The 18,886-nt window shown below is 58.2% G+C and carries 11 protein-coding genes and 4 pseudogenes; 10 read left to right on the top strand and 5 right to left on the bottom strand.

Features of this window, described 5'->3' with window-relative positions; genetic code table 11:
• Positions 1–387: 387 nt before the first annotated feature.
• Positions 388–1,818 carry a site-specific integrase gene (locus tag QZ638_RS06470; protein WP_295808185.1) on the bottom strand — a complete coding sequence of 477 codons (1,431 nt, stop codon included), beginning with the start codon at positions 1,816–1,818 and terminating at the stop codon, positions 388–390.
• Positions 1,819–2,879: 1,061 nt separating this feature from the next.
• Here QZ638_RS06470 and QZ638_RS06465 point away from each other — a divergent pair.
• Both QZ638_RS06465 and QZ638_RS06460 read left to right on the top strand, forming a co-directional pair.
• Positions 2,880–5,993: an autotransporter domain-containing protein gene (locus QZ638_RS06465; RefSeq protein WP_295808184.1), complete on the top strand. Its 3,114-nt coding sequence runs from the start codon at positions 2,880–2,882 to the stop codon at positions 5,991–5,993.
• A complete protein-coding gene (locus QZ638_RS06460) occupies positions 5,993–6,520 on the top strand; it encodes an invasion associated locus B family protein (protein ID WP_295808182.1) in 528 nt (175 codons plus the stop codon). The genes QZ638_RS06465 and QZ638_RS06460 overlap by 1 nt, the downstream gene beginning before the upstream one ends.
• A gap of 130 nt (positions 6,521–6,650) precedes the next feature.
• On the opposite strand, the pseudogene QZ638_RS06455 reads toward QZ638_RS06460, so the two are convergent.
• Positions 6,651–7,032 (bottom strand): annotated as a pseudogene (locus tag QZ638_RS06455) (ATP-binding protein); the annotation flags it as partial.
• A 649-nt stretch (positions 7,033–7,681) separates the two neighbouring features.
• On the opposite strand from QZ638_RS06455, the gene QZ638_RS06450 reads away from it, so the two are divergent.
• A complete protein-coding gene (locus tag QZ638_RS06450) occupies positions 7,682–8,833 on the top strand; it encodes an OmpA family protein (protein WP_295808181.1) in 1,152 nt (383 codons plus the stop codon).
• Positions 8,834–8,847: 14 nt separating this feature from the next.
• Positions 8,848–10,080, top strand: a pseudogene (locus QZ638_RS23290) (HAMP domain-containing sensor histidine kinase); the annotation flags it as partial.
• A 435-nt stretch (positions 10,081–10,515) separates the two neighbouring features.
• On the opposite strand, the gene QZ638_RS06440 reads toward QZ638_RS23290, so the two are convergent.
• Positions 10,516–11,148 (bottom strand): response regulator transcription factor, encoded by a 633-nt coding sequence (locus QZ638_RS06440; protein WP_295808179.1) that lies wholly within the window; start codon positions 11,146–11,148, stop codon positions 10,516–10,518.
• Positions 11,149–11,278: 130 nt separating this feature from the next.
• A pseudogene (locus QZ638_RS06435) lies at positions 11,279–11,930 on the bottom strand (integrase core domain-containing protein); the annotation flags it as partial.
• Positions 11,931–12,431: 501 nt separating this feature from the next.
• Between QZ638_RS06435 and QZ638_RS06430 the strand changes: the two are divergent.
• Positions 12,432–13,535, top strand: a complete 1,104-nt coding sequence (locus QZ638_RS06430; protein ID WP_007010208.1) for a LacI family DNA-binding transcriptional regulator — start codon at positions 12,432–12,434, stop codon at positions 13,533–13,535.
• Here QZ638_RS06430 and QZ638_RS06425 read toward each other — a convergent pair.
• Positions 13,507–14,370: a PfkB family carbohydrate kinase gene (locus QZ638_RS06425; RefSeq protein ID WP_007010207.1), complete on the bottom strand. Its 864-nt coding sequence runs from the start codon at positions 14,368–14,370 to the stop codon at positions 13,507–13,509. The genes QZ638_RS06430 and QZ638_RS06425 overlap by 29 nt on opposite strands.
• Before the next feature lie 100 nt (positions 14,371–14,470).
• Here QZ638_RS06425 and QZ638_RS06420 point away from each other — a divergent pair, with 100 nt between their 5' ends.
• The 5 genes and pseudogenes from QZ638_RS06420 to QZ638_RS06400 form a co-directional block, all read left to right on the top strand.
• Positions 14,471–15,472 (top strand): SIS domain-containing protein, encoded by a 1,002-nt coding sequence (locus QZ638_RS06420; RefSeq protein WP_295808178.1) that lies wholly within the window; start codon positions 14,471–14,473, stop codon positions 15,470–15,472.
• Between the two features lie 113 nt (positions 15,473–15,585).
• On the top strand, positions 15,586–16,584 hold the full coding sequence (dctP, locus tag QZ638_RS06415) for a TRAP transporter substrate-binding protein DctP (RefSeq protein ID WP_295808177.1): 999 nt from the start codon (positions 15,586–15,588) through the stop codon (positions 16,582–16,584).
• Positions 16,585–16,750: 166 nt separating this feature from the next.
• Positions 16,751–17,224, top strand: a complete 474-nt coding sequence (locus tag QZ638_RS06410; RefSeq protein ID WP_295808176.1) for a TRAP transporter small permease — start codon at positions 16,751–16,753, stop codon at positions 17,222–17,224.
• Entirely contained in the window at positions 17,221–18,495 is a 1,275-nt protein-coding gene (locus QZ638_RS06405) for a TRAP transporter large permease (protein ID WP_295808175.1), read from the top strand. The genes QZ638_RS06410 and QZ638_RS06405 overlap by 4 nt, the downstream gene beginning before the upstream one ends.
• A gap of 8 nt (positions 18,496–18,503) precedes the next feature.
• Positions 18,504–18,886 (top strand): annotated as a pseudogene (locus QZ638_RS06400) (ornithine cyclodeaminase); the annotation flags it as partial.

Raw genomic sequence — 18,886 nt, 5'->3', positions numbered from 1 at the left:
TCATTGTCATTGTCGGGCATACACGCGGCGAAAAATGCGTTTCGTTGAGAATTTTTATCCCCGCCGTGTCGACCTGCCCGATAATCGGTCCGTGTATAAGACGGAGCGAACGATGTCATACTTCCATGTTTTGCTTTCGGCGGTCCTGGTGCTGACAATTCTCAGTGGCGCTGCCGCCACTTTGGTCGCCGTAAAGGGCGACACCCGGAACAGTGATGCTCAAAGGAAACTTGTCGAGAGGCTCTCGCATATCGCGTTGCTCGGGGCAGTGACAATCATCACGATCCTTAGCCGCGTGCTGAATGGGTGATGAAACGTTCCCAATGAGTGGACGGGCCTTTCACCTTCCTTATGCAGCCAGGAGCGGTTGCTCCTGGCTGCTGAACACTATCGTGGAAGCTGCCTCAGCAGTTCTCCTCTGAACTTCGAAAAGTTTGACCTTGGCCAGGACGTCTCGTGCTGTACGACTCCGTAGGAGCGCCACGTTGTATTTCGATACTGGTGCCTCATGTCATCGAAAACGGGGCGCATCCGTACGGCCAGCTCTCGGTATTCGGGGCAGATGGGTTTGAAACGTTGTTGGAGCTCGACTTCCGACACCTGTAGGGCCAGGTGGCCGTACGTCCGATCTACTGTAGCTATGTCTGCGTGACCAAGTTGTTTTGCCACGATAGACAGTTGCATGCCCGCCTGAACCAGCTGGCTGGCATAGGTGTGTCGCAGGCTATGAAAGACCGTTTCAGTTGGCAGTCCGCAAGCGGTCACCAACTCGCGAAAAAGATGCTTGTATCGGTCGCTCCATGGGCGGCCGTCCTGATTGAGAAACACATGCTCGTGTCCCTGCTTGTTCTGACAAAGTGAAAGAAAGAACGCCATGCCTTCCTCCGGCAAAAGGACAAATCGCGGCCGATAGTTTTTTGAAGGTGACACGTAGATCCCGAAGCCATCACGAGCGACATCCGAAACTCTGAGCTCGACGAGTTCTCGCACTCTGCACCCGGTATAGAGTCCACCTAGGACGAGCGCGCGCAAATCCGGCCTGCTCGCTGTGGTGAGTTTCGTGCATTCTTCACGCGATAAGAAGATCATGCGCGGACGATCTACATTCGGCAGGAGCCTCAAGCATCGCTGGGGGCGATCCGTATCGATCTCCCCATTGTCCCAGGCAAGTGCGAACGCACCACGCAGCGTGCTGATCAATGCGTTCAACGTCTTCTTTCTCTTCCGAAGCGCTTCCGGCGACAGCTCGCTTATTTTCAGTCGTGGACCGATGGGCCGGTTCCCATATTTGGGCGGCGTTTCCAGTACATCGACGCAAAGACTGTGAAAGTGCCGACCGTTGAAGTCTGCCAAAGGCACATTTGCAACGCGTCCAACCAGGTGATGATTGATCAACGAAAGCACGGAGTAGAAATGTGTCGGTGCAGCAGCCAGCCGCTTCCATTCAAGGTAATCGCGCAGGGCGTGCCCCACGGTATAAACCGAGCCGATGGGGCAGTAGATCAACTGGTCATTGTAGCGAACGATGTGACGTGAGATTGCGTTGCCGGCAACGGACGCAGAGGCAAACCAAAGCTCCGCTTCACGAACCGCTTGTTCGAAGGTCAGACCGGGATTGCAGCCGGTTTCCATGATGCCGAGAGACGTTTCGTGGTACATACCGTTCTTGGCCCGATAGCGCGCCTTCCACACGGTGCCAGTTCCGGCTTTCCGCAGAATTCCCACGTGTCGGCCCAGGCCAAGCTCATACCAGTAGATGGCTTTTCTCGGAGGGAGAGATTCTCTGAGTTTTTGCGATGTCAGGTCGTATTTCGCCATTGCCATGGATCCTTCGTGCCAGGTGTTGCCTGGAGAGGGTCGGCTGGCTGAATGACAATTGTGCGACTATCAGGTGAGGTGCGTGCTTCATCGAAAGTGCCGCGCTCATATCTATAGATTGAACCACGCGGGGTTTGCCGGAGGCATCAATTCCTGGGTAGGATCAAGCCACGATGAGTCCGACAAAAAACAAGTATTCCCCTGAGGTCCGCGAGCGTGCGATGCGTCCGGTGCGGAACAGCTAAGACCGGCACAGTTCCCGCTAGCGGCGATGATGTCGATCTCCGGGAAGCTCGGCTGTTCGGCGCGCACGCTGAATGAGACGGTGAAGAGATTGGCAGCGGTAACGGCTAGTTGCTCCAACTGATGTCGCCCATAGGATGAAGGCGCTTGAGTGGGAGAACCGCGAGCAGCACCAGGCGAACGAGATCGTCCGCAAGGCATCGGCGTGGACGATCTCGTGGCTTTCCCTGGGGCCGCCTCGAGATCATGCAGGGCATCATCCTGCCTATATGACGTTCAGCAAGCTGCGCCCAGTAAACCGGCAGAGATGATTTGCGACATGCGCTTCGATGCAGCATTCGCCCCGCAGCCTAGCGCCCTGGCGCTTGCCGCATTGCTCCTGCAGCTAAAGATAGAACTCATCACAAGTTGCAAGCCGATGGATCGGGACCATGAAGCCGCTCAACAAGGTATTCTGATCTCTCGACCCGTGTGGCTTTCAGCCTATGTGAAGCGCCGCCGATAGTGCATCTGTTCTAATAGCCAAACTCCGATTGGCATGCTGAATGTGGCGCCAACGAGCTACCGGCCCGTCGCTCGATGACGGAACCGTCAGTTTCAGCACTTATCGTGGGAGCACCTCATTGATTCAGGTAAGGACTTTTTTTGAACTGAAGAGATGGCTCCGCAGTTCCACGGCTCTTGGTTGTACCGGATTGGGTTTCGCCCTCTCGGCCGTGGCCGCTGTCGGCTTCAGTGAAGCGCAAGCACAGGTTGTCTGCGATACCCGACTTGGAAGCAATCCCGCCATTACCGATTGTACACTAGACCAAGGTTCGGTGACCTGGACGAATCAGCACGCCATCAACGGCGAATTGAGCGTCGGTAAGGTGAATGGCGTGCCTGCCGAATTGTCCATCATCGGCGCGAAAGTTTACAGCGGGGCAGGCTTCATCGGTCAGGGTGGTGGTCGGGATGTGCCCAACACGGGCATGGTGAGGGTTTCCGGTCCGGGTGCTGAATGGCATCTCTCCGGAAGCGCTCCTATCGCCTATGCAGGCGTGCTCGGGATCGGCGCCACGGGCACCGGCTACGGCAGCGGAACCCTAGTCATCGAAGACGGCGGCAAGGTCTTTGCCGATCAGGTCCGCATCAGCAACGCCGTCGGCTTCGGCGGCGAATCCCATATTATGGTTTCTGGTGAAGGTTCCGTGCTTGACGCCGACGAACTCCGCGGCTTGAGCAGCAGTGCGGCGATCGTCGATCCCATCACCATCAAGGATGGGGGGCTGATCTCCACCAATTATGTTTCTCTTGGGGGGCAGGGCAATGCGATACTTGTCAGCGGCGGGGGATCGAGTTGGCTCAACACAGGGGCGATGATCAATCACAACGGCTTTGCCATCGAGAACGGAGGCAAAGTAGAAACGCAAACCCTGAAGCTCGGTGAGAACACGACCATCACCGGCGCCAGCTCCGTTTTGCGTGCCGGTCAGCGCGTGGATCTCGAAGGCGCTTTCAATACGGGTTACATCACGGTTTCCAACGGCGGCTTGCTGGAAACGTCTGTCCTTGCGATTTCCTCGCAAGGCGGGGTGCGTGTCGAGAGCGGCGGTACGGTGAACGCCGATACGGCCGGCGTCGGCCTCCTTGCTTACCTCACGGTTGACGGCCAGAACAGTCGGTTCAATGTCACCGGAAATTTCAATGCGAATGGGCCGGTGGCGCTCAGCGGCGACGGCCATTTGGAGGTCGGCGGCCAGTTCAATCTCCGCCAGTCGCTGATTATTGGCGGCGCGAAGGAAAGCAGTGACGGATGGCTTGGCCTGGGAGATCCGAAAGCCGCCGGTTTTCTCAATGCCGACGCAACGATTCTCCTTGACGAAACCGGTCTCCACTTCAATCACACCAACAGCGACTATCTCTTTTCAAACAAGCTCTCGGGCAGTGGCTTTATCAGAAGCTATTCCGGGGAGACGATTATCGATGGCGACCTGTCCGAATTTTATACAACGAAAAGCGATGATCTCGCCGTTGTCGTCGACGGCGCGGATGCCCGGCTTGTGCTTAAGAGCGACATGGATACGACAGACCTGGACGGGCGAGCGAACCGCGAGACCAAAACCACGTTTGAGGTCAAGAGTGGCACGCTGATCGTCGACGGCACCGTCGGCCGCATTTATGAGATCGAGGGTGATCCCGGGGAGAAATTCGCCCGCTACTCGAACCGGATTGAGGTTTGGGGAGCGGAATCCAACAACGTATATGCCGACCGCGATCCGAGCTTGTTTGGCACGCTTGGCGGATCGGGCACTGTTGGATCCGTCCTGCTCGAGAAAAATGCGCGCATTGCGCCGGGCGACAATTCAACCGGCACATTGACCGTCATGGGTTCGCTCGCCTTTCACGATAATTCGGTCTACGAGGTAGACGTCCTCGGCAATGGCACGAGCGACAATATTGCCGTCAAGGATATCGGCTACGAGTCTTCGCTCGATATGTTCGAGCGCGGCGGCAAGGTGACGATCGGCAATGGCGTCAACGTTGAGGTCACAGCACTCGATTCCAGTACGAGCTACCAGAGCGGCCAGACATATACGATCCTGACCGCCGAAAAAGGCATCTCTGGCGAATTCGCCGAAGCGATCTCGAAGTCAGCCTTCCTTGATGTCGATCTCGTGCACAGCGCGAAAGCAGTCGACCTGAAGATCGCCGTTCTGGATGCAGGCAGCCCCGGTGACCCAGGCGGACCTGGAGATCCCGGTGGCCCCGGAGACCCCGGAGACCCCGGAGACCCCGGCGGGCCTGGTACGGGCCTCTTTGACCGCGTCGCCGAAACCGGCAACCAGCGCAATGTCGCTGTCGCGCTCAACACGCTGGAGCAGAGTGGCTCGTCGCTGCAGCTCTACAACAGCTTGCTGCTGCTGAGCGCCGAGGAAGCGCGGAATGCTTTTGAACGGCTCTCGGGCGAGGTTCACGCATCGACCCAGACTTCGCTCATTCTGGGCAGTCAGCATGTGAGGGACGCCGTCAACGGCCGCATCCGGGCCGCTTTCGGTGACGTTGCCGCCGCAAGCCTGCCAGTTCTTGCCTATGGTGAAGATGGCCCTGCATTCGTCGACGCGGTTGCACCTGGCCCGGTAGCCTGGGGGCAGGCTTTCGGCTCGTGGAGCGATCTCAACGGTGGCGTCAATGTCGGCGATCTGGACATTTCGACAGGCGGTTTTATGGCCGGCATCGATGCGCCGCTCGGAAACTGGCGGGCAGGCCTTCTTGCCGGATACAGCCACTCGACTTTCAACGCCGATGCGCGTGCATCCTCCGGCGATAGCGACAATTACCATCTCGGCCTTTATGGCGGTTCGCAGTGGGGCGCTCTGTCCTTCCGTTCCGGACTTGCCTATACATGGCACAGGCTGTCGACGAGCCGTTCGGTGGCGTTCCCCGGTTTCAGCGAGCAATTGACCGCAGACTATGATGCCGGTGCCTTCCAAGCCTATGGGGAGGTGGGCTACCTGTTCGACAGCGCTGTCGCAACCTTCGAGCCCTTCGCGAACCTTGCCTATGTAAACCTGCACACCGATGGCTTCACGGAAAAAGGCGGGGCCTCCGCCCTCACGAGCGCGGACGAGACGCTCAACACGGCGTTCACCACACTGGGGTTGCGGGCATCCTCCGATTTCGTGCTCGGCGGAATCCAGGCAACCGCCAGTGGAACGGTGGGCTGGCGCCACGCTTTCGGGGATATCGATCCGTCCTCGCAATTCGCTTTCACCGGCAGCGAGGCATACACGGTCTCGGGAGTTCCCGTTGCTAAAGATACAGTCATGCTCCAGCTCGGGCTTGACATGAAGATGACCGAGGCGGCCACGCTCGGCATAACCTATAATGGCGAGTTCGGGTCTGGGTCGGGGACCAACGGTCTCGACGCAAGATTGGGCATTCGCTTCTGATGATTGTCCGCAAGGTCTTTGTGACAGTGGCGGCGATGTTTATCGCCGCCACGGTGGTTTCTGCACAGGCCGATCCCGGGTCGGAGAATGCTCCATCCTCCCTGTCGGAAACATACGACAACTGGACGGTTGCTTGTGTGGACCAGAGCGAGAAACGCCATTGCGCATTTTCCCAGCAGCAGATCCAAAAGGACGGTCAACGTGTTCTGACGATCGAACTCACGCCTTCCGACAACGGCGGATTGAGAGGCTCGCTCGTTCTGCCTTTCGGTCTCGATCTCGAAAAGGGAGCAACCTTCAGGATTGACGACCTGTCGCCGGGAAAAGCCTCACATTTTCAAACCTGCCTGCCCATCGGGTGTGTTCTCGCCCTGATCTTCACAGCGGAAACGACCAAAGCCCTGCGCGAGGGCGAGGCACTGAGAATTGGTGTCATTGCCAACACTACTAAGAAGGAGGTGCCGTTTTCAGTTTCGCTGAAAGGTTTCTCGCAGGCGCTCGACCGCGCGATCGGCTTGACGCCCTAACGAACGTACTTGTTGCGTGGGAGGAGACGAGTTTGATTGCGGTATCCGCCGGCAGTGAGGCCTTAAAGTCGAGGTTGTTCAAGGCGGTGGTATGAACGCCCGCCTGTGACAACTGTGCGTCGCGGGCCATGTAGTGCTTGCTCAGCAAATGGAACAGCATCGCTCCGCCTGATGCGCTGAACAGTAGGTATCCCAGCCCGTCGAGGATAACAAGATCGGAATGAAAATGTTGGTTGGCGATCCGGTCAGAGCGCTCTTGCGCTGTCTCCTGTTCTAGCGCTGGTCGAGAAGAACCGTACCCGTTTATGACAGCGCTCGATGACCTGAATACCGATTGCTGTCGCGATGTGCGTCTTGCCGGTGCTTGGGCCGCCGACAAGGACAATGTTGTTGGCGCTGTCGAAGAAATTGCGGTGGTGAATTTGGCGAACCAACGCCCCGTCGATATCGCTGCTGGTAAAATCGAAGTCCTTCAGATCACGATCGGCAGGAAAGCAGGTGGTTTTGAGCCGGCATCGGTGTGATGACCCGAGCATAGCTCATCTGTACAGGTGGATTTTCTGATTTTTCTATGATGAACACCTTACAAGACGGCTATCACGAGGTGGCCTAAAGTTCTTGGAGAGTCTTATGAAGAGTATATTTGCTGTTTTGCTGTGTCTGCCCGTCGCAGCCTGCAGTTCGACATCGGGCGGCCCTGGGAGCAGCGTTTCCGCCCCCCGCGACAAGAGTGCCGCTCATTTTGCTTCGCGGAACGACGCTTGCGGCCAAGCGCGACAATCACAAGAAGGTGCTGCTGTGATGGGTGCTCTGCTTGGTGCAGTGGGTGACTTTGCTCCTTACGGCAGTCGGAACGGTTGGGCAGTGAATCGCGCCGCTTATGCGGGACGCCGAATGGCAAGTGTGGCGGAATCGGCGAGCTCTCGAGAAGCCAGCCGCCGATGCTAGCGAAACCAAGTGATGTCAGAAACTGCCGCCAGATATAATGAGTCAGCGGCTTAGCTGTCTCCCAACAGCGCTCCAAGATGAGTCGAACTCCTTGGATGACCGGCCATTACGGTCATATCAACAAGGCCTGACTCTGGAGGCGAAGGTCAATAATTTGCTGTCACGCTCGCCAAGCTGATCTCGGCTTGGGAGTGGCTGTGGGGAAAGCTGCGGATGACGCGTATCGTCATCGCTCACCGCGAATCGACATTGGCTATGGCGGACAGGGTCTTAAACCTGGCTTCATCACAAGACCTCGTCCCACGTGCGCAACTCCAGGACCGGTTGGTGCGACAGGATTGTGGTGCGAGGGACTGCGAGGTGGCCCGACAAGCCGGCGTTAAAAAAAGAGGAGGGAGACGACCCGTGTGGAAGTATTTTTTTGGAACAGTGTTGATCTGCGGAATTTCTTGGGGAAGCGCGGCTTATGCGGATGACATCGAAGGAGCCTCCGACCATCCGCTGCTGAGCCGTTTTCCTACGGCAACGATCAGAGCGTATCAGGTTAGGGACTACGATGTGGCGATCCTGCCGGCTGGCAGGGTCGACGATGGCGAGGTCCCCGGAGATCTGCTTGAAGTCGAAGGCAAGATCACGCGGATCGGCTATCGCATCGCTGGTGAGCGCTCGGCGCTGGAGGTTATGCGCAATTATGAGAGTGCGCTGGCACAGGCGGGCTTCGAGACGGTGTTTGCGTGCGAAAGCCATGAAACATGTGGCGTCGACATGATGGCATTTATCTCCAATAGCGGTACTGTTCGGCCGCAAGGATTCGGTGATGCTTTCTTTGGCGGAACTGCGGAGCGGGCCCTTCTGGCTTCGCAGGAGAGTACTGATGGCGTTTTCCATGTGTTCCTGCACGTTGTGGAGGACACGTCGAACAACAGAACGCTGCTGTACCAGCAGGTCGTGGAGGGTGTTGCGCTGCGAACCGATCAGGTAGACGTGTTGCAGGCGGGGGAGTTGCAGCGTTCCCTGGAACGCCAGGGCCATGTGGCCGTACAGGGCGTCTACTTCGACACCGGCAAATCACAGTTGAAGCAGGAATCCGGCCCCGCCCTGGATCAGATTGCAGAAATGCTTCGGGCGAACTCACGTCTGCAGGTCTATGTCGTGGGTCACACCGACAATGTGGGTGATCTGGCGGCGAATACGGTCCTGTCGGAGGCACGGGCGGTTGCCGTGGTGGCGCGACTTGAAGCCGATTACGGCATTGAACGAACACGCCTGATCGCCAGGGGCGTGGCCTCCCTGGCACCAGTTGCGAGCAATGCCGACGAGAGTGGCCGATCGCGCAACCGCCGTGTCGAAATCGTCGCGCAATAGCGGATAAAGGTGTGATGGGGAACACGGCAGCCACTTTCGTTGCAGACTTTCGCAAATGGTTCGTTCGCAATCTGGTGGTTGCGACGGGCAAGGTGGATGCAGAGCGCGGCCAGGCGCTTGTGCGGATCGTCCTTGTCCCCCTGTTCGATGTCTACATCATCACCGTATTGGCCCTACAGGGGCTTGATACGATATGGGAGTGGCTCGCGGTCATTGCCGTCGTCGCATATGTGCCACTGTCCTTCTTGCTGCTGTTGCACATCACGCGGCAGCCTGGACACATTGTCTGGCGTCGGTTGCTGGCAATGTTTGGCGATTACGGAGCAATGGCGCTCGCCATGTCGGTTGGTGGCATGGCCATGTTGCCAGTTTACGCAACGCTGTTGTGGGTGACTGTTGGCAACGGCATGCGGTTCGGCTCGCGCTACCTTTTGGTGGCGACCTGCATGGCGCTGGCCACCATTGCTATCGCCACCGTTTTCAACACCGAGTGGCGCAGTGATCCGTATGTGGTTATCACCCTGATTCTGACCACTTTAATCGTACCAGCCTATATAGACGGTCTGCAGCGCGCGTTGCGCGGTGCTCTGGATGAGGCCCGCGAGGCAAGCCTGGCCAAATCGAACTTCCTTGCCCAGGCGAGCCACGACCTGCGTCAACCAATCCACGCGATCAGCCTGTTCACAGCGTGCCTGCGTGATGCCGGACTTGGCAGGGAAGAACGGCAAATGGTGGAGAACATCGATCGTTCCCTGCACGGTGTCGCTGGTCTATTTCGCTCACTGCTGGACATTGCGACGCTGGACAGTGGCAAGGTCAAGCCGAAGTTGAAACCCGTACTCATCGGAGACGTGATCGCAGAGGTGGTGCGGCAGTATTCGGAAATGGCGCAATGGGCGGATGTGGAATTGCGGTCAGTGCACTGCGAAAGTGTCGTTCGCGCTGATGCCGCATTGCTGTCGACCATGCTTCAGAACCTCGTCAGCAACGCACTTAAATATGCACCCGGTTCGCCTGTCTTGATTGGCTGCCGCCGTCGAAGCGGTCAGTTGACGATCGAGGTGCATGATCGCGGCCCCGGTATACCTGATGAGCATCTCGAACAGGTTTTCGACGAGTTCTACCAGGTGAGAGAGCGCGGTGACCGTGACGTGGAAGGCGTGGGCCTCGGGCTGTCGATTGTGCGCCGTGTCGGGGGGCTGATGGGTCTGGATGTCACCCTGCGCTCGGTTCCCGGGCGGGGCACATCGGTGGCAATTGCCGGTTTGGTGTCATGCGCTGAACAGGTTGTGCCCACGCCGCAACCGACGACGGTGCCGATGCATTCCGCGATATCGGGCATGTGTGTACTGCTCGTTGAGGAAGACGAGGACGTGCTCCTGGCCAGTGCCACCCTGCTTCAGAAATGGGGGTGTGTCGTTCAGGCTGAAACAGGCATACCGGTTAGGGGAGCGGGCTGGGATGTCGTGATTTCAGACTACGATCTGGGCGGCAAGCGCACGGGTGCAGACTGCATCGCAATCGTCCGTCAACTGGTCGGGCGCGCGATTCCGGCCATAATCGTGACGGGGCACGACGAGATGCGCGTTCGACAGGATCTTGGCGATGATGACATACCCATCCTTGCAAAGCCTGTTCGTCCGGCCGAGTTGCGCTCTGTTTTGACAGCTCAGGCCGTGGCCTCAGGGGGATTGATCCAGGCCCAAGGCAATCGCCTTGGCGGCGGCGCCCGCGCGAGTCGTTACACCCAGGATCTTGAGAACCGCGGAGACATGAATTCGCACCGTGAAGGGCGAAATGTCTAATCTGAGGCCGATCTCCTTGTTGCTCAGCCCACAGGCAAGCAGGCGCAGAACATCAATCTGGCGCTGTGTCAGGCCGCGAAGCGGCGCGTCGGTTTCGCCTATGGGCAAACCAGAGGCTGCCAGTTGCAGCACCATGTCACCATCGCACACTGCAGCGACTGCAGCCATGATTTCGTGAGGCGGCAGGCTCTTGCAGATAAAGCCGTCGGCACCGGCGCTCATCACCCGCTTTGCGGTCTCCATGTCGTCGACCATAGAGACGACGATGATTGAGGCACGGCTAAAACGCTGGCGCAGCGTTGGCAGGGAAGCTTCCAGATTGCCAGTCGTGAACATCAGATCGAGAATGAAAGTATCCGGCGTCGGTTCTTTCGCTGCCAGCGCCAGAACTTCTTCGACGCTCGCAGCTTGCTGGATATCTGCTTCAGGCTGCTGCCGCTGAATCAGCCGTGCCAGGCCATCCCGGAATACAGGGTGATCATCGGCGATGATAATCCGGTCATGGCGCAATCGGAGTCTGCCCTTCTGATTGAAAATCGGCGGCCAGCGACGAATAGCACCACTGCGGACGGCGGACCAGATAGTGCGATTGTACTAGGTGTCGGCCGTCGCTCGGATACCGGCTCCTGTGCCGGCCTGTTTTGAGTGCCTCGCAAGGTATCTTGCCTTTGAAGGCGCCATGAGGTCTGGCGAGATTATAAAAGCGTTTCCACTCGCGCAGCTTGGCTTCGAGATCGACGTTTCCCTTGTAAGTGAGGAGTTGGTAGAACTCCTGGTCGGAAGGGTGCGATCGTTCCACTTTTCCATTCAGCTGTGGCGAGGTCGGTTTGATATCGGCATGGCGGATGCCTTTGTCCTCGACATGCCTTTGGAACTTGGCCTGGAATTCGTGCCTGTTGTTGGTTCTCACCTCGCGGATGCGGAACTTGTCGATGATATAAACGATGAAATCGATGGTGTTGACGTGAGTATGTCGCGCATAGACCTTGAGCACTCGGATGCGGGCCGCATCATCGATGGCCGTGTACTTGTAGCGCCTGATCTTCGCATCCATGTGCCGCGCGGTAATTGGTTCAGCCATTGCCCCGCGGAATGCGATCTGGCCGGGTTCTTCGGGATCGGCTTGCGATTGACCAGACCTGTTTTCCGTGTCGTCGATACGCAGCCTGCCACCGATAGAAACTGGCGCGGCCGATCCCGAAATAGCGGCATGTCTTGCAAACGTTTCCCGTCTCGGCGGCGTGCTCGAGAATGCGTAGCTTGCGCTGAATCTCCCTCCGATTCTCTATCATGAAACGCATCCCTGCTCGTCTCCATCTCCAAGAAGGGTGTCCCGCAAGCTCCTACATTTCTACAAGTGCGAGTACGTAGAAACGACTGGCCGTCAAGGATGTGGCCAGTGTGTTTGCCTGCGAGGACAAACCGACGCTCCTATTGAGATGGAGATTAAGGACCTCCGCCCCAGGCTTTGAAAGCTGGCGTTAAAAACGACTTTCTGTTCTTCGGGCTCAAGCGATGAGCCTGTGAAGAACACAACGATGGAGCGCCAGGATCACCTGAGTCTCGACATCAGCCAGTAGTGCCGTTTTGTGCGGCTGAGCCGGTCGGCGTTCTACTATGCGCCGATCGCGACCGATACCGTGACGCTGGTGCTAGTGATCAATTGCATACGGGATGCGGTTTCCAGGATCGACATTTCACAACCAGTCATTCCCGTTTCTCGGATCTGACCGATAAAAGGGGTAGCTTGCAGGCACGGCTGCTTTGCGAGATAGAGGGTCCGGAGGGTCGCTGTGACACAAGAAAAAAGCCGCAAAGTTACTATCGCGGAGGTTGCCAGGCTGGCAGGTGTGGGCACTGCCACCGCCGGCAGGGTTCTGGGCGGGTATGGTTATAGCAGTGAGGATGTGCGCAATCGCGTTCATAAAAGCGCGCGCCAGCTCGGCTATAAGCCCAACCAGCTCGCACGCAGCCTGATTACCGGCGTGACCAAGACGATTGGCGTTGTTGCCGGGGATATCCAAAGCCCGTTTTATTCCAGCGTTCTTCGCGGAATCTACGACATCTCGCGGGCCGAGGGGTTCGGCATTCTCCTGACGGGCAGCGATGAAGAGCCCCAGAAGGAGATCGAGGCCGTAGAACTGCTCATCCAGAAGCAGGTGGATGGCCTGATCGTTGCCCCAAGCCAACTGTCAGGTGCGGAACACTTGCAGGCCTTTGTCGCGACAGGAAAGCCCTTGGTCCAGATCGACCGTATTGTCGAAGGGTTGGACACGGACGCAGTGACCGTCGACAATGTTACGGCGTCCAGGCGCTGTACGGCTGAACTCATTGCAGTCGGTCACCGACGCATCGGTATCGTGGCGGAACTCGAATGGTGGCAGGGCGGGAATTTCGAGGATTTCATCGCGGGCGTTTTGGAAGGCTCGGTCTCATCAGACCACTTGTTCCCCAGTTGGCAGCGCCTGCTCGGCTATCTGCAGGCACATCTGGAGGCCGGAGTGTCGGTGGATCCGGCACTTGTAGCGCGTGTTGGCACCTACTCGATCGACGCTGCTACAGCAGCCATCGCATCCTGTTTCCGGCACAGTGCACCCCCCACAGCCTTCTTCTCCACCGATGGTCTGATGTCTGCTGCGCTGATGGGCGTGTTGAAGGCGGAACGGCTTTCGATCCCGCAAGACGTTTCACTCGTGTGCTTCGACGATCTCGACTGGATGCAGTTCCATGAGCCGACGATCAGCGCTGTTGTACAGCCGACAAGGGAGGTCGGAGAGACAGCTGCGCGTCTCGTGCTCGACCGCATCGCCGACGCCACGCGCCCTCCTCGCGTTTCCATGTTGAAAGCCGACCTGATCCTGAGGGGGTCTATTCAGCCGCCGGCGAACTCTGTTTGAGCGCAGCCTGCGCCATGTCGAGTTGGACAGGAACGTCGATCGGGACCCCATAACCGACGGCTCCATGAAAGGAGCAGGTTCCGGCAGCTGCCTTGGCTGCGGCTGATAGCGTGTCGTTCGGCTTTTCCCCTGTCATGAGTCCCACAAGGGTGCGGGCGATGAAGGTGTCGCCGGCGCCGAGAGTATCCACCGCCTCGACTGAAGCGGCTTGGATGTCGTATTGAGCATCGCCTTTGAGGAGAATGGCTCCGTCGCGTCCTCGAGTTGCCAGCACCCACTGCGCGCCCGCACCCTTGATAGTCAGGGCAAGATCCACGGCGTCCTTGTGCGAAAGGTGGCTGGTGGAAACGGAAGCCAATTGGCACAGCGGCGCGACCTTTCCTATATGCTCTGCCTCATGGCGAACGGCGAAATCGTAGGAGAGGGCTGTTCGCTCGGCGATCTCGGGAAGCCATTGGTCAAGTGCACTGCTCTGGCCGACATGGGCGACGTCATATCCCGAAAGGAACTCGAAGTCGTCAATATCGGGAATGAAGCGCGAGACGCCGAAATCATTGTTGAGAAACACCCGGTCCCCGTCGACGTGGCCGATCACGCAATAGGCCGTGATTCCGTCAGCGGTGCGCAGCCGCTCGATATCGACCCGCTCCTTGAGCAGGACATTGCGCATGTGCCTCCCGGCAGGGTCGTTGGCCATGGCGCCGATATAGGCGCTTTCGACTCCAAAACGGCGGGCAAAGATGGAGACATTGTAGCAATTTCCTCCCGGATACATCAGCCCATTGGAGAGGTAACAGTCAACATCATTGTCTCCGATCGCCGCGATTCGAACCATTTTTCTCTATTCCGATTGACAAGGTGTGAGAACGTTCCCACAATGACTCCATGGTGTCAACAAGGTCTCCGGTAAGGGGAGGCTGTGCAGAGGAATTGGTATGAAGCGTGAATTGAGCCCGGATGTGCAGATGGCCCTGGAGGCGATCGGGCAACGCGAGATCACCCATGTGTTTCTGGTTGCTTGCGGTGGATCCCTGTCGATCATGCACCCGGGAAAATACTTTATCGATCGGCATTTCGAGACGATCACATCCGATCTCTACAATGCGGATGAATTCATTTGCCGCCATCCCCGTCATCTGGGCGAGAAGGCGCTGGTGATCCTCTGCTCGCAGACGGGCACCACGCGGGAAACCGCGAACGCTGCCAGGTTTGCACGTGAGCACGGCGCTGTGACCGTGGCCATGACGCTCGATCCTCAATCCCCTTTGGCCGAGGCGGCAGACCATGTGGTGCGCTACGATGCGCCCTACACAACTGGTGTCCCGATCGACCCCGCAGAGAGCAATTACGCTGTTCTCTACATGATTTTGGCGGGCCTTTTGCGCCAGCGGGAAGGGCACGATGTTGTCTCCTCTCTTTTGTCCAGTCTCGGCAATCTGCAGTCGGCCATCGATCAGGCAAAGAGCGTCTATGAAGATCGCTTCGAAACCTATGCGGACCGGTTCAAGGACAGTTCGGTCATCTACACCGCGGCCAGTGGCGCCGGTTATGGGGCTGCCTACTCCTTCGCCATCTGCGTGTTGATGGAAATGCAGTGGATCAACTCGCAGGCCATTCACGCGAACGAGTTCTTTCACGGGCCTTTCGAGGTCGTCGATGAAAACACCAACGCCATTCTCCTCATTGGGATGGATGAGACGCGGCGCATCGAAGAGCGCACGCGCGATTTTCTCTACCGGTTCGGTGATCGCGAAAGGATCATGGTTCTGGATGCAGCCGAGCTCGATCTGAGTGGGATCGACGCGGCGTTCCAGGGCTATCTCGTGCCACTGATCTTCTTCGATGCCCTTTGGGGGTTTGCCTACAAGCTCGCCCAGCGCCGCAATCACACCATGCTCGAAGCACGACGCTACATGAAGAAGATCCACGATTACTGAGGGGAAAATCTGAGCGCGGCGGTGGAAACATTGCCGCCGCGAACGCAGTGAGAAGGCGCTCATTGCATGAGACGGGCGCGCTAAAACGGAGGAGCATCATGGGGAACAGAAACATGAACTTGATCAAACGTCGAAGCATTCTGGGCAGCATTGCAGCTGGCGTGGTGATGGCGGTTTTACCTCCCGCTCATGCTGCGGAAGTCACCTTGCGCATTGCCTCGGTCAATCCGCCCACAGCGGATTCGGTTGTCATGGTGGAAAAGGTCGCCGAACGCATCACCGAGCGTACTGAAGGCCGCGTCGCCTTCCAGCTTTTTCCTTCAGGGCAGCTTGGCTCGACCAGTGATTCACTGGAGCAGGCAAGCCAGGGGCAACCCATCATTACCTTTACCTCGGCCTCCTTCATGGCCACTTTCGGCGTACCGGAACTGTCCGTCGTTGAAGGCCCGTTCATCATTGATGACAGTGAACAGGGGGAGCGCCTCGCCAATTCGGACCTGATGCAGGGCTACTATGACCAGTTGGCTGAAAAGGCGGCAATCCGGGTTCTTGCGATCAACTGGTTTGATGGGCCCCGTCACATGATCGGTGATGTACCCTATGTGGAGCCGGCCGATTTGAAAGGTGTGCGGATGCGGGTGCCACCGGTGGAAACATGGCTGAAGACATTCGAACCCCTTGAGGTCATTGCGACGACGGTCGAGGCGGCGGAGGTCTACTCGGCTTTGTCGCAGGGCGTTGTGACAGCTGCTGAGGCGCCATTGACCGGCCTTCGTGCGAGCCGCTGGTATGAACCGGCAAAACACCTCACCTTGACCGGGCATTTCAACCTCTTCACTGGATGGGTGATGAGTGAGGCTGCCTATCAGTCGATCAGCGATGAGGACCGCGCGATTCTTGTGGAAGAGTTCCGTCAGGGCGGGCGTGAGTTGACAACTCTGTCGGAAGAGAAGGCCGCAGAGATCCGCAAGGAGTTTGAAGCCGCTGGCGTCACGTTCCACGATGCCGACATCGATGCCTACCGCAAAGCGACGGCCGGCTTCTACAATAGCTTTCCGCAATGGCCTGAAGGGCTCTACGACAAGGTCCGTGCCGCCGCTACCGGAAAGTGACTTGAGGGTCGCTTGAGGGTCGGTGGTGTGTTGGGGCAATCCGTGATTGCCATCGACCCCAAGTGAACGGCGGCGGTGTTCTCAACAGCGGGACATCGTCGCCGATCACTTGACCTGACAACATAACAATGCGGGCGAGGGGATCCCGGGAGGAAAGGTGAGGGGAGTGCTGCACAGGTTCTTTTCCGTTGTTGGTTCGGTCATCCCGGCCATCCTGCTGGGCGTTGTTCTGCTGGTCGTAAGCGCCAATGTTCTCGCGCGCGGATTGTTTGGCCTCACCTTTCACGCAGCGCATGATCTCGCGCTGGTGGCCTTTGCCGGTGTCGTGTGGTTCGGCCTCGTCGGGGCGGCCCTCAATGGCCAGCTCTTTGGGGTGAGCTTTTTCTCCAACCGTTTGCCACCCCGTTGGCGCCTTGCTGTGCAATTGCTGGTCCACGCCATTGTCACCGTCATTGCACTCGCGGTGATCGATGCCGCACAGGCACAGATCGCCACGGCGCGCTTCACACGCTTTCTCGCTCTGGGTTGGCCAAAATGGATCGTGTCTGTAGGACTCCTGGCAGCCATGGCCGTGCTGATCCTCGTTCAGATCACACAGGCGTGGGAGCGTTTGAAGGCGGGTCCGGAGGATCGGCCTTGACCCTCATTGCGATTGTCTTCCTGCTGCTTCTTGTTCTCGGAACACCGATCGCCTTCGTTCTGCTGGGAACATCGGTCGCCTATTTCGCCGTGAACCCGATGATGGCGAGCATTGTGGCTCAACGCATGTCCTCGGCACTGGAATCCTTTCCGCTTCTGGCCGTCCCCTTCTTCGTGGTCGCAGGCGCCGCCATGGCCCGTGGCGGCATTGCTGAGCGCCTCTATGGTTTTGCCAATGCGCTGGTCGGGCATTGGTGGGGTGGTCTGGCGCAGGTGGCCGTGATGAACTCCCTGTTTCTGGGTGCAATGTCGGGATCGTCCAATGCCGACGCAGCCATTGATGCGCGCACGATTGCCCCGATCATGCGCGACAAGGGGTATTCCAACGGTTTTGCCTCCGTCATCAGTGCGGCATCCGGTGCCATTGCGCCGATCATGCCGCCAAGCATTGGCCTCATCATCTACGGCTTGCTCACCAACACCTCGATCGGGCGGCTTTTTCTCGGTGGTGTCGTGCCGGCCTTCCTGATCACGGGAGCGCTTCTGGTGACGGTGCGGCTCATCGCCAAGCGGCGCGGATACCGGCCGGAGCGCGAGAAAAGAGCCTCCGCGACCGAGGTTCTTGGCCGCGGGCGCGCTGCCCTGTGGGCACTGGCCATGCCCGTCATGCTCATCTTCGGGCTGCGCACCGGCTGGTTCACCCCGACGGAACTGGGTGCTATCGCCGCAATCTATGCATTCGCGGTCGGCCTTGTCATCTACCGTGGGATCGGACTTGGCGACACATACGGTCTTCTGCGTGAATCCGCTCATACGACTGCGAGTGTTCTGTTCATCGTCGCCTCCGCCAGTGTCTTCTCGATGATCCTCGCACTGGAGCAGATTCCTCAGCAGATTGTCGGTGCACTGCTTGTCATCTCCGACAATCCGCATGTGGTTCTTCTGATCATCATGCTGGGGCTGCTTGCCCTTGGAACCGTTCTGGAAGGGCTGGCTCTGCTCGTCATCCTTGCGCCACTGCTTCTGGAGGTGACGAGCCTGCTCGGGATCGATCCCGTCCATTTCGGTGTTCTTCTGGTCTTGAACACCACCATCGGGTCACTGACACCGCCGGTCGGAACGGTGCTTTACACCGTCTGCGCCATCACGCGTTGTTCGGTGGAGGAATACACCCGCGAGGCATTGCCCTTCCTGGCGGCGTTGGTGGCGGTCCTTCTTCTGCTGGCCGTCTTCCCACCACTGGTCACCGCCTTGCCCAATCTTCTTTTCTGAGACCTTTCATGCAATACATCGATGCTCAAACCGTGCACGAAACTCTTGACTATGCCTCGCTGATCGACGCGCTCGAACAGGCGCATCACGGGGTTATGCCGGAGACGGCCAACCTGATTGCGGATGAGCCTGAGGGCGGGCCGAACAAGTTCGTGACGCTCGTTGGCTGGAATCAGCAGGACATCATCGTGGTCAAGATGGTCGGGGTATTCCCTCAAAACCTGACCCTCATGCCGCCGCAGGCCTCGGTGCAGGGCCTCGTGTGCGTTTTCGACGCTCGGACCGGCACCCCGCTTTTGGCTGTAGATGGCGAGGCCATGACCTTCCGCAAAACCGCAGCCGATTCAGCGCTGGGCGCACGACTTCTGGCAAGACGGGACGCAGAGACGCT

The organism is uncultured Nitratireductor sp. (assembly GCF_913053745.1).
Classification (GTDB): domain Bacteria; phylum Pseudomonadota; class Alphaproteobacteria; order Rhizobiales; family Rhizobiaceae; genus Nitratireductor.
Note: the sequence above shows the minus strand (reverse complement) of the source record. Positions and strands in the feature narration are given on the sequence as shown.

Bases quoted from the DNA above. Each gene is read 5' to 3' on its own strand.
- QZ638_RS06470 (WP_295808185.1), bottom strand. From the start codon at position 1,818: ATGGCGAAATACGACCTGACATCGCAAAAACTCAGAGAATCTCTCCCT.
- QZ638_RS06460 (WP_295808182.1), top strand. From the start codon at position 5,993: ATGATTGTCCGCAAGGTCTTTGTGACAGTGGCGGCGATGTTTATCGCC.
- QZ638_RS06450 (WP_295808181.1), top strand. From the start codon at position 7,682: ATGACGCGTATCGTCATCGCTCACCGCGAATCGACATTGGCTATGGCG.
- QZ638_RS06425 (WP_007010207.1), bottom strand. From the start codon at position 14,370: ATGGTTCGAATCGCGGCGATCGGAGACAATGATGTTGACTGTTACCTC.
- QZ638_RS06420 (WP_295808178.1), top strand. From the start codon at position 14,471: ATGAAGCGTGAATTGAGCCCGGATGTGCAGATGGCCCTGGAGGCGATC.
- dctP (WP_295808177.1), top strand. From the start codon at position 15,586: ATGAACTTGATCAAACGTCGAAGCATTCTGGGCAGCATTGCAGCTGGC.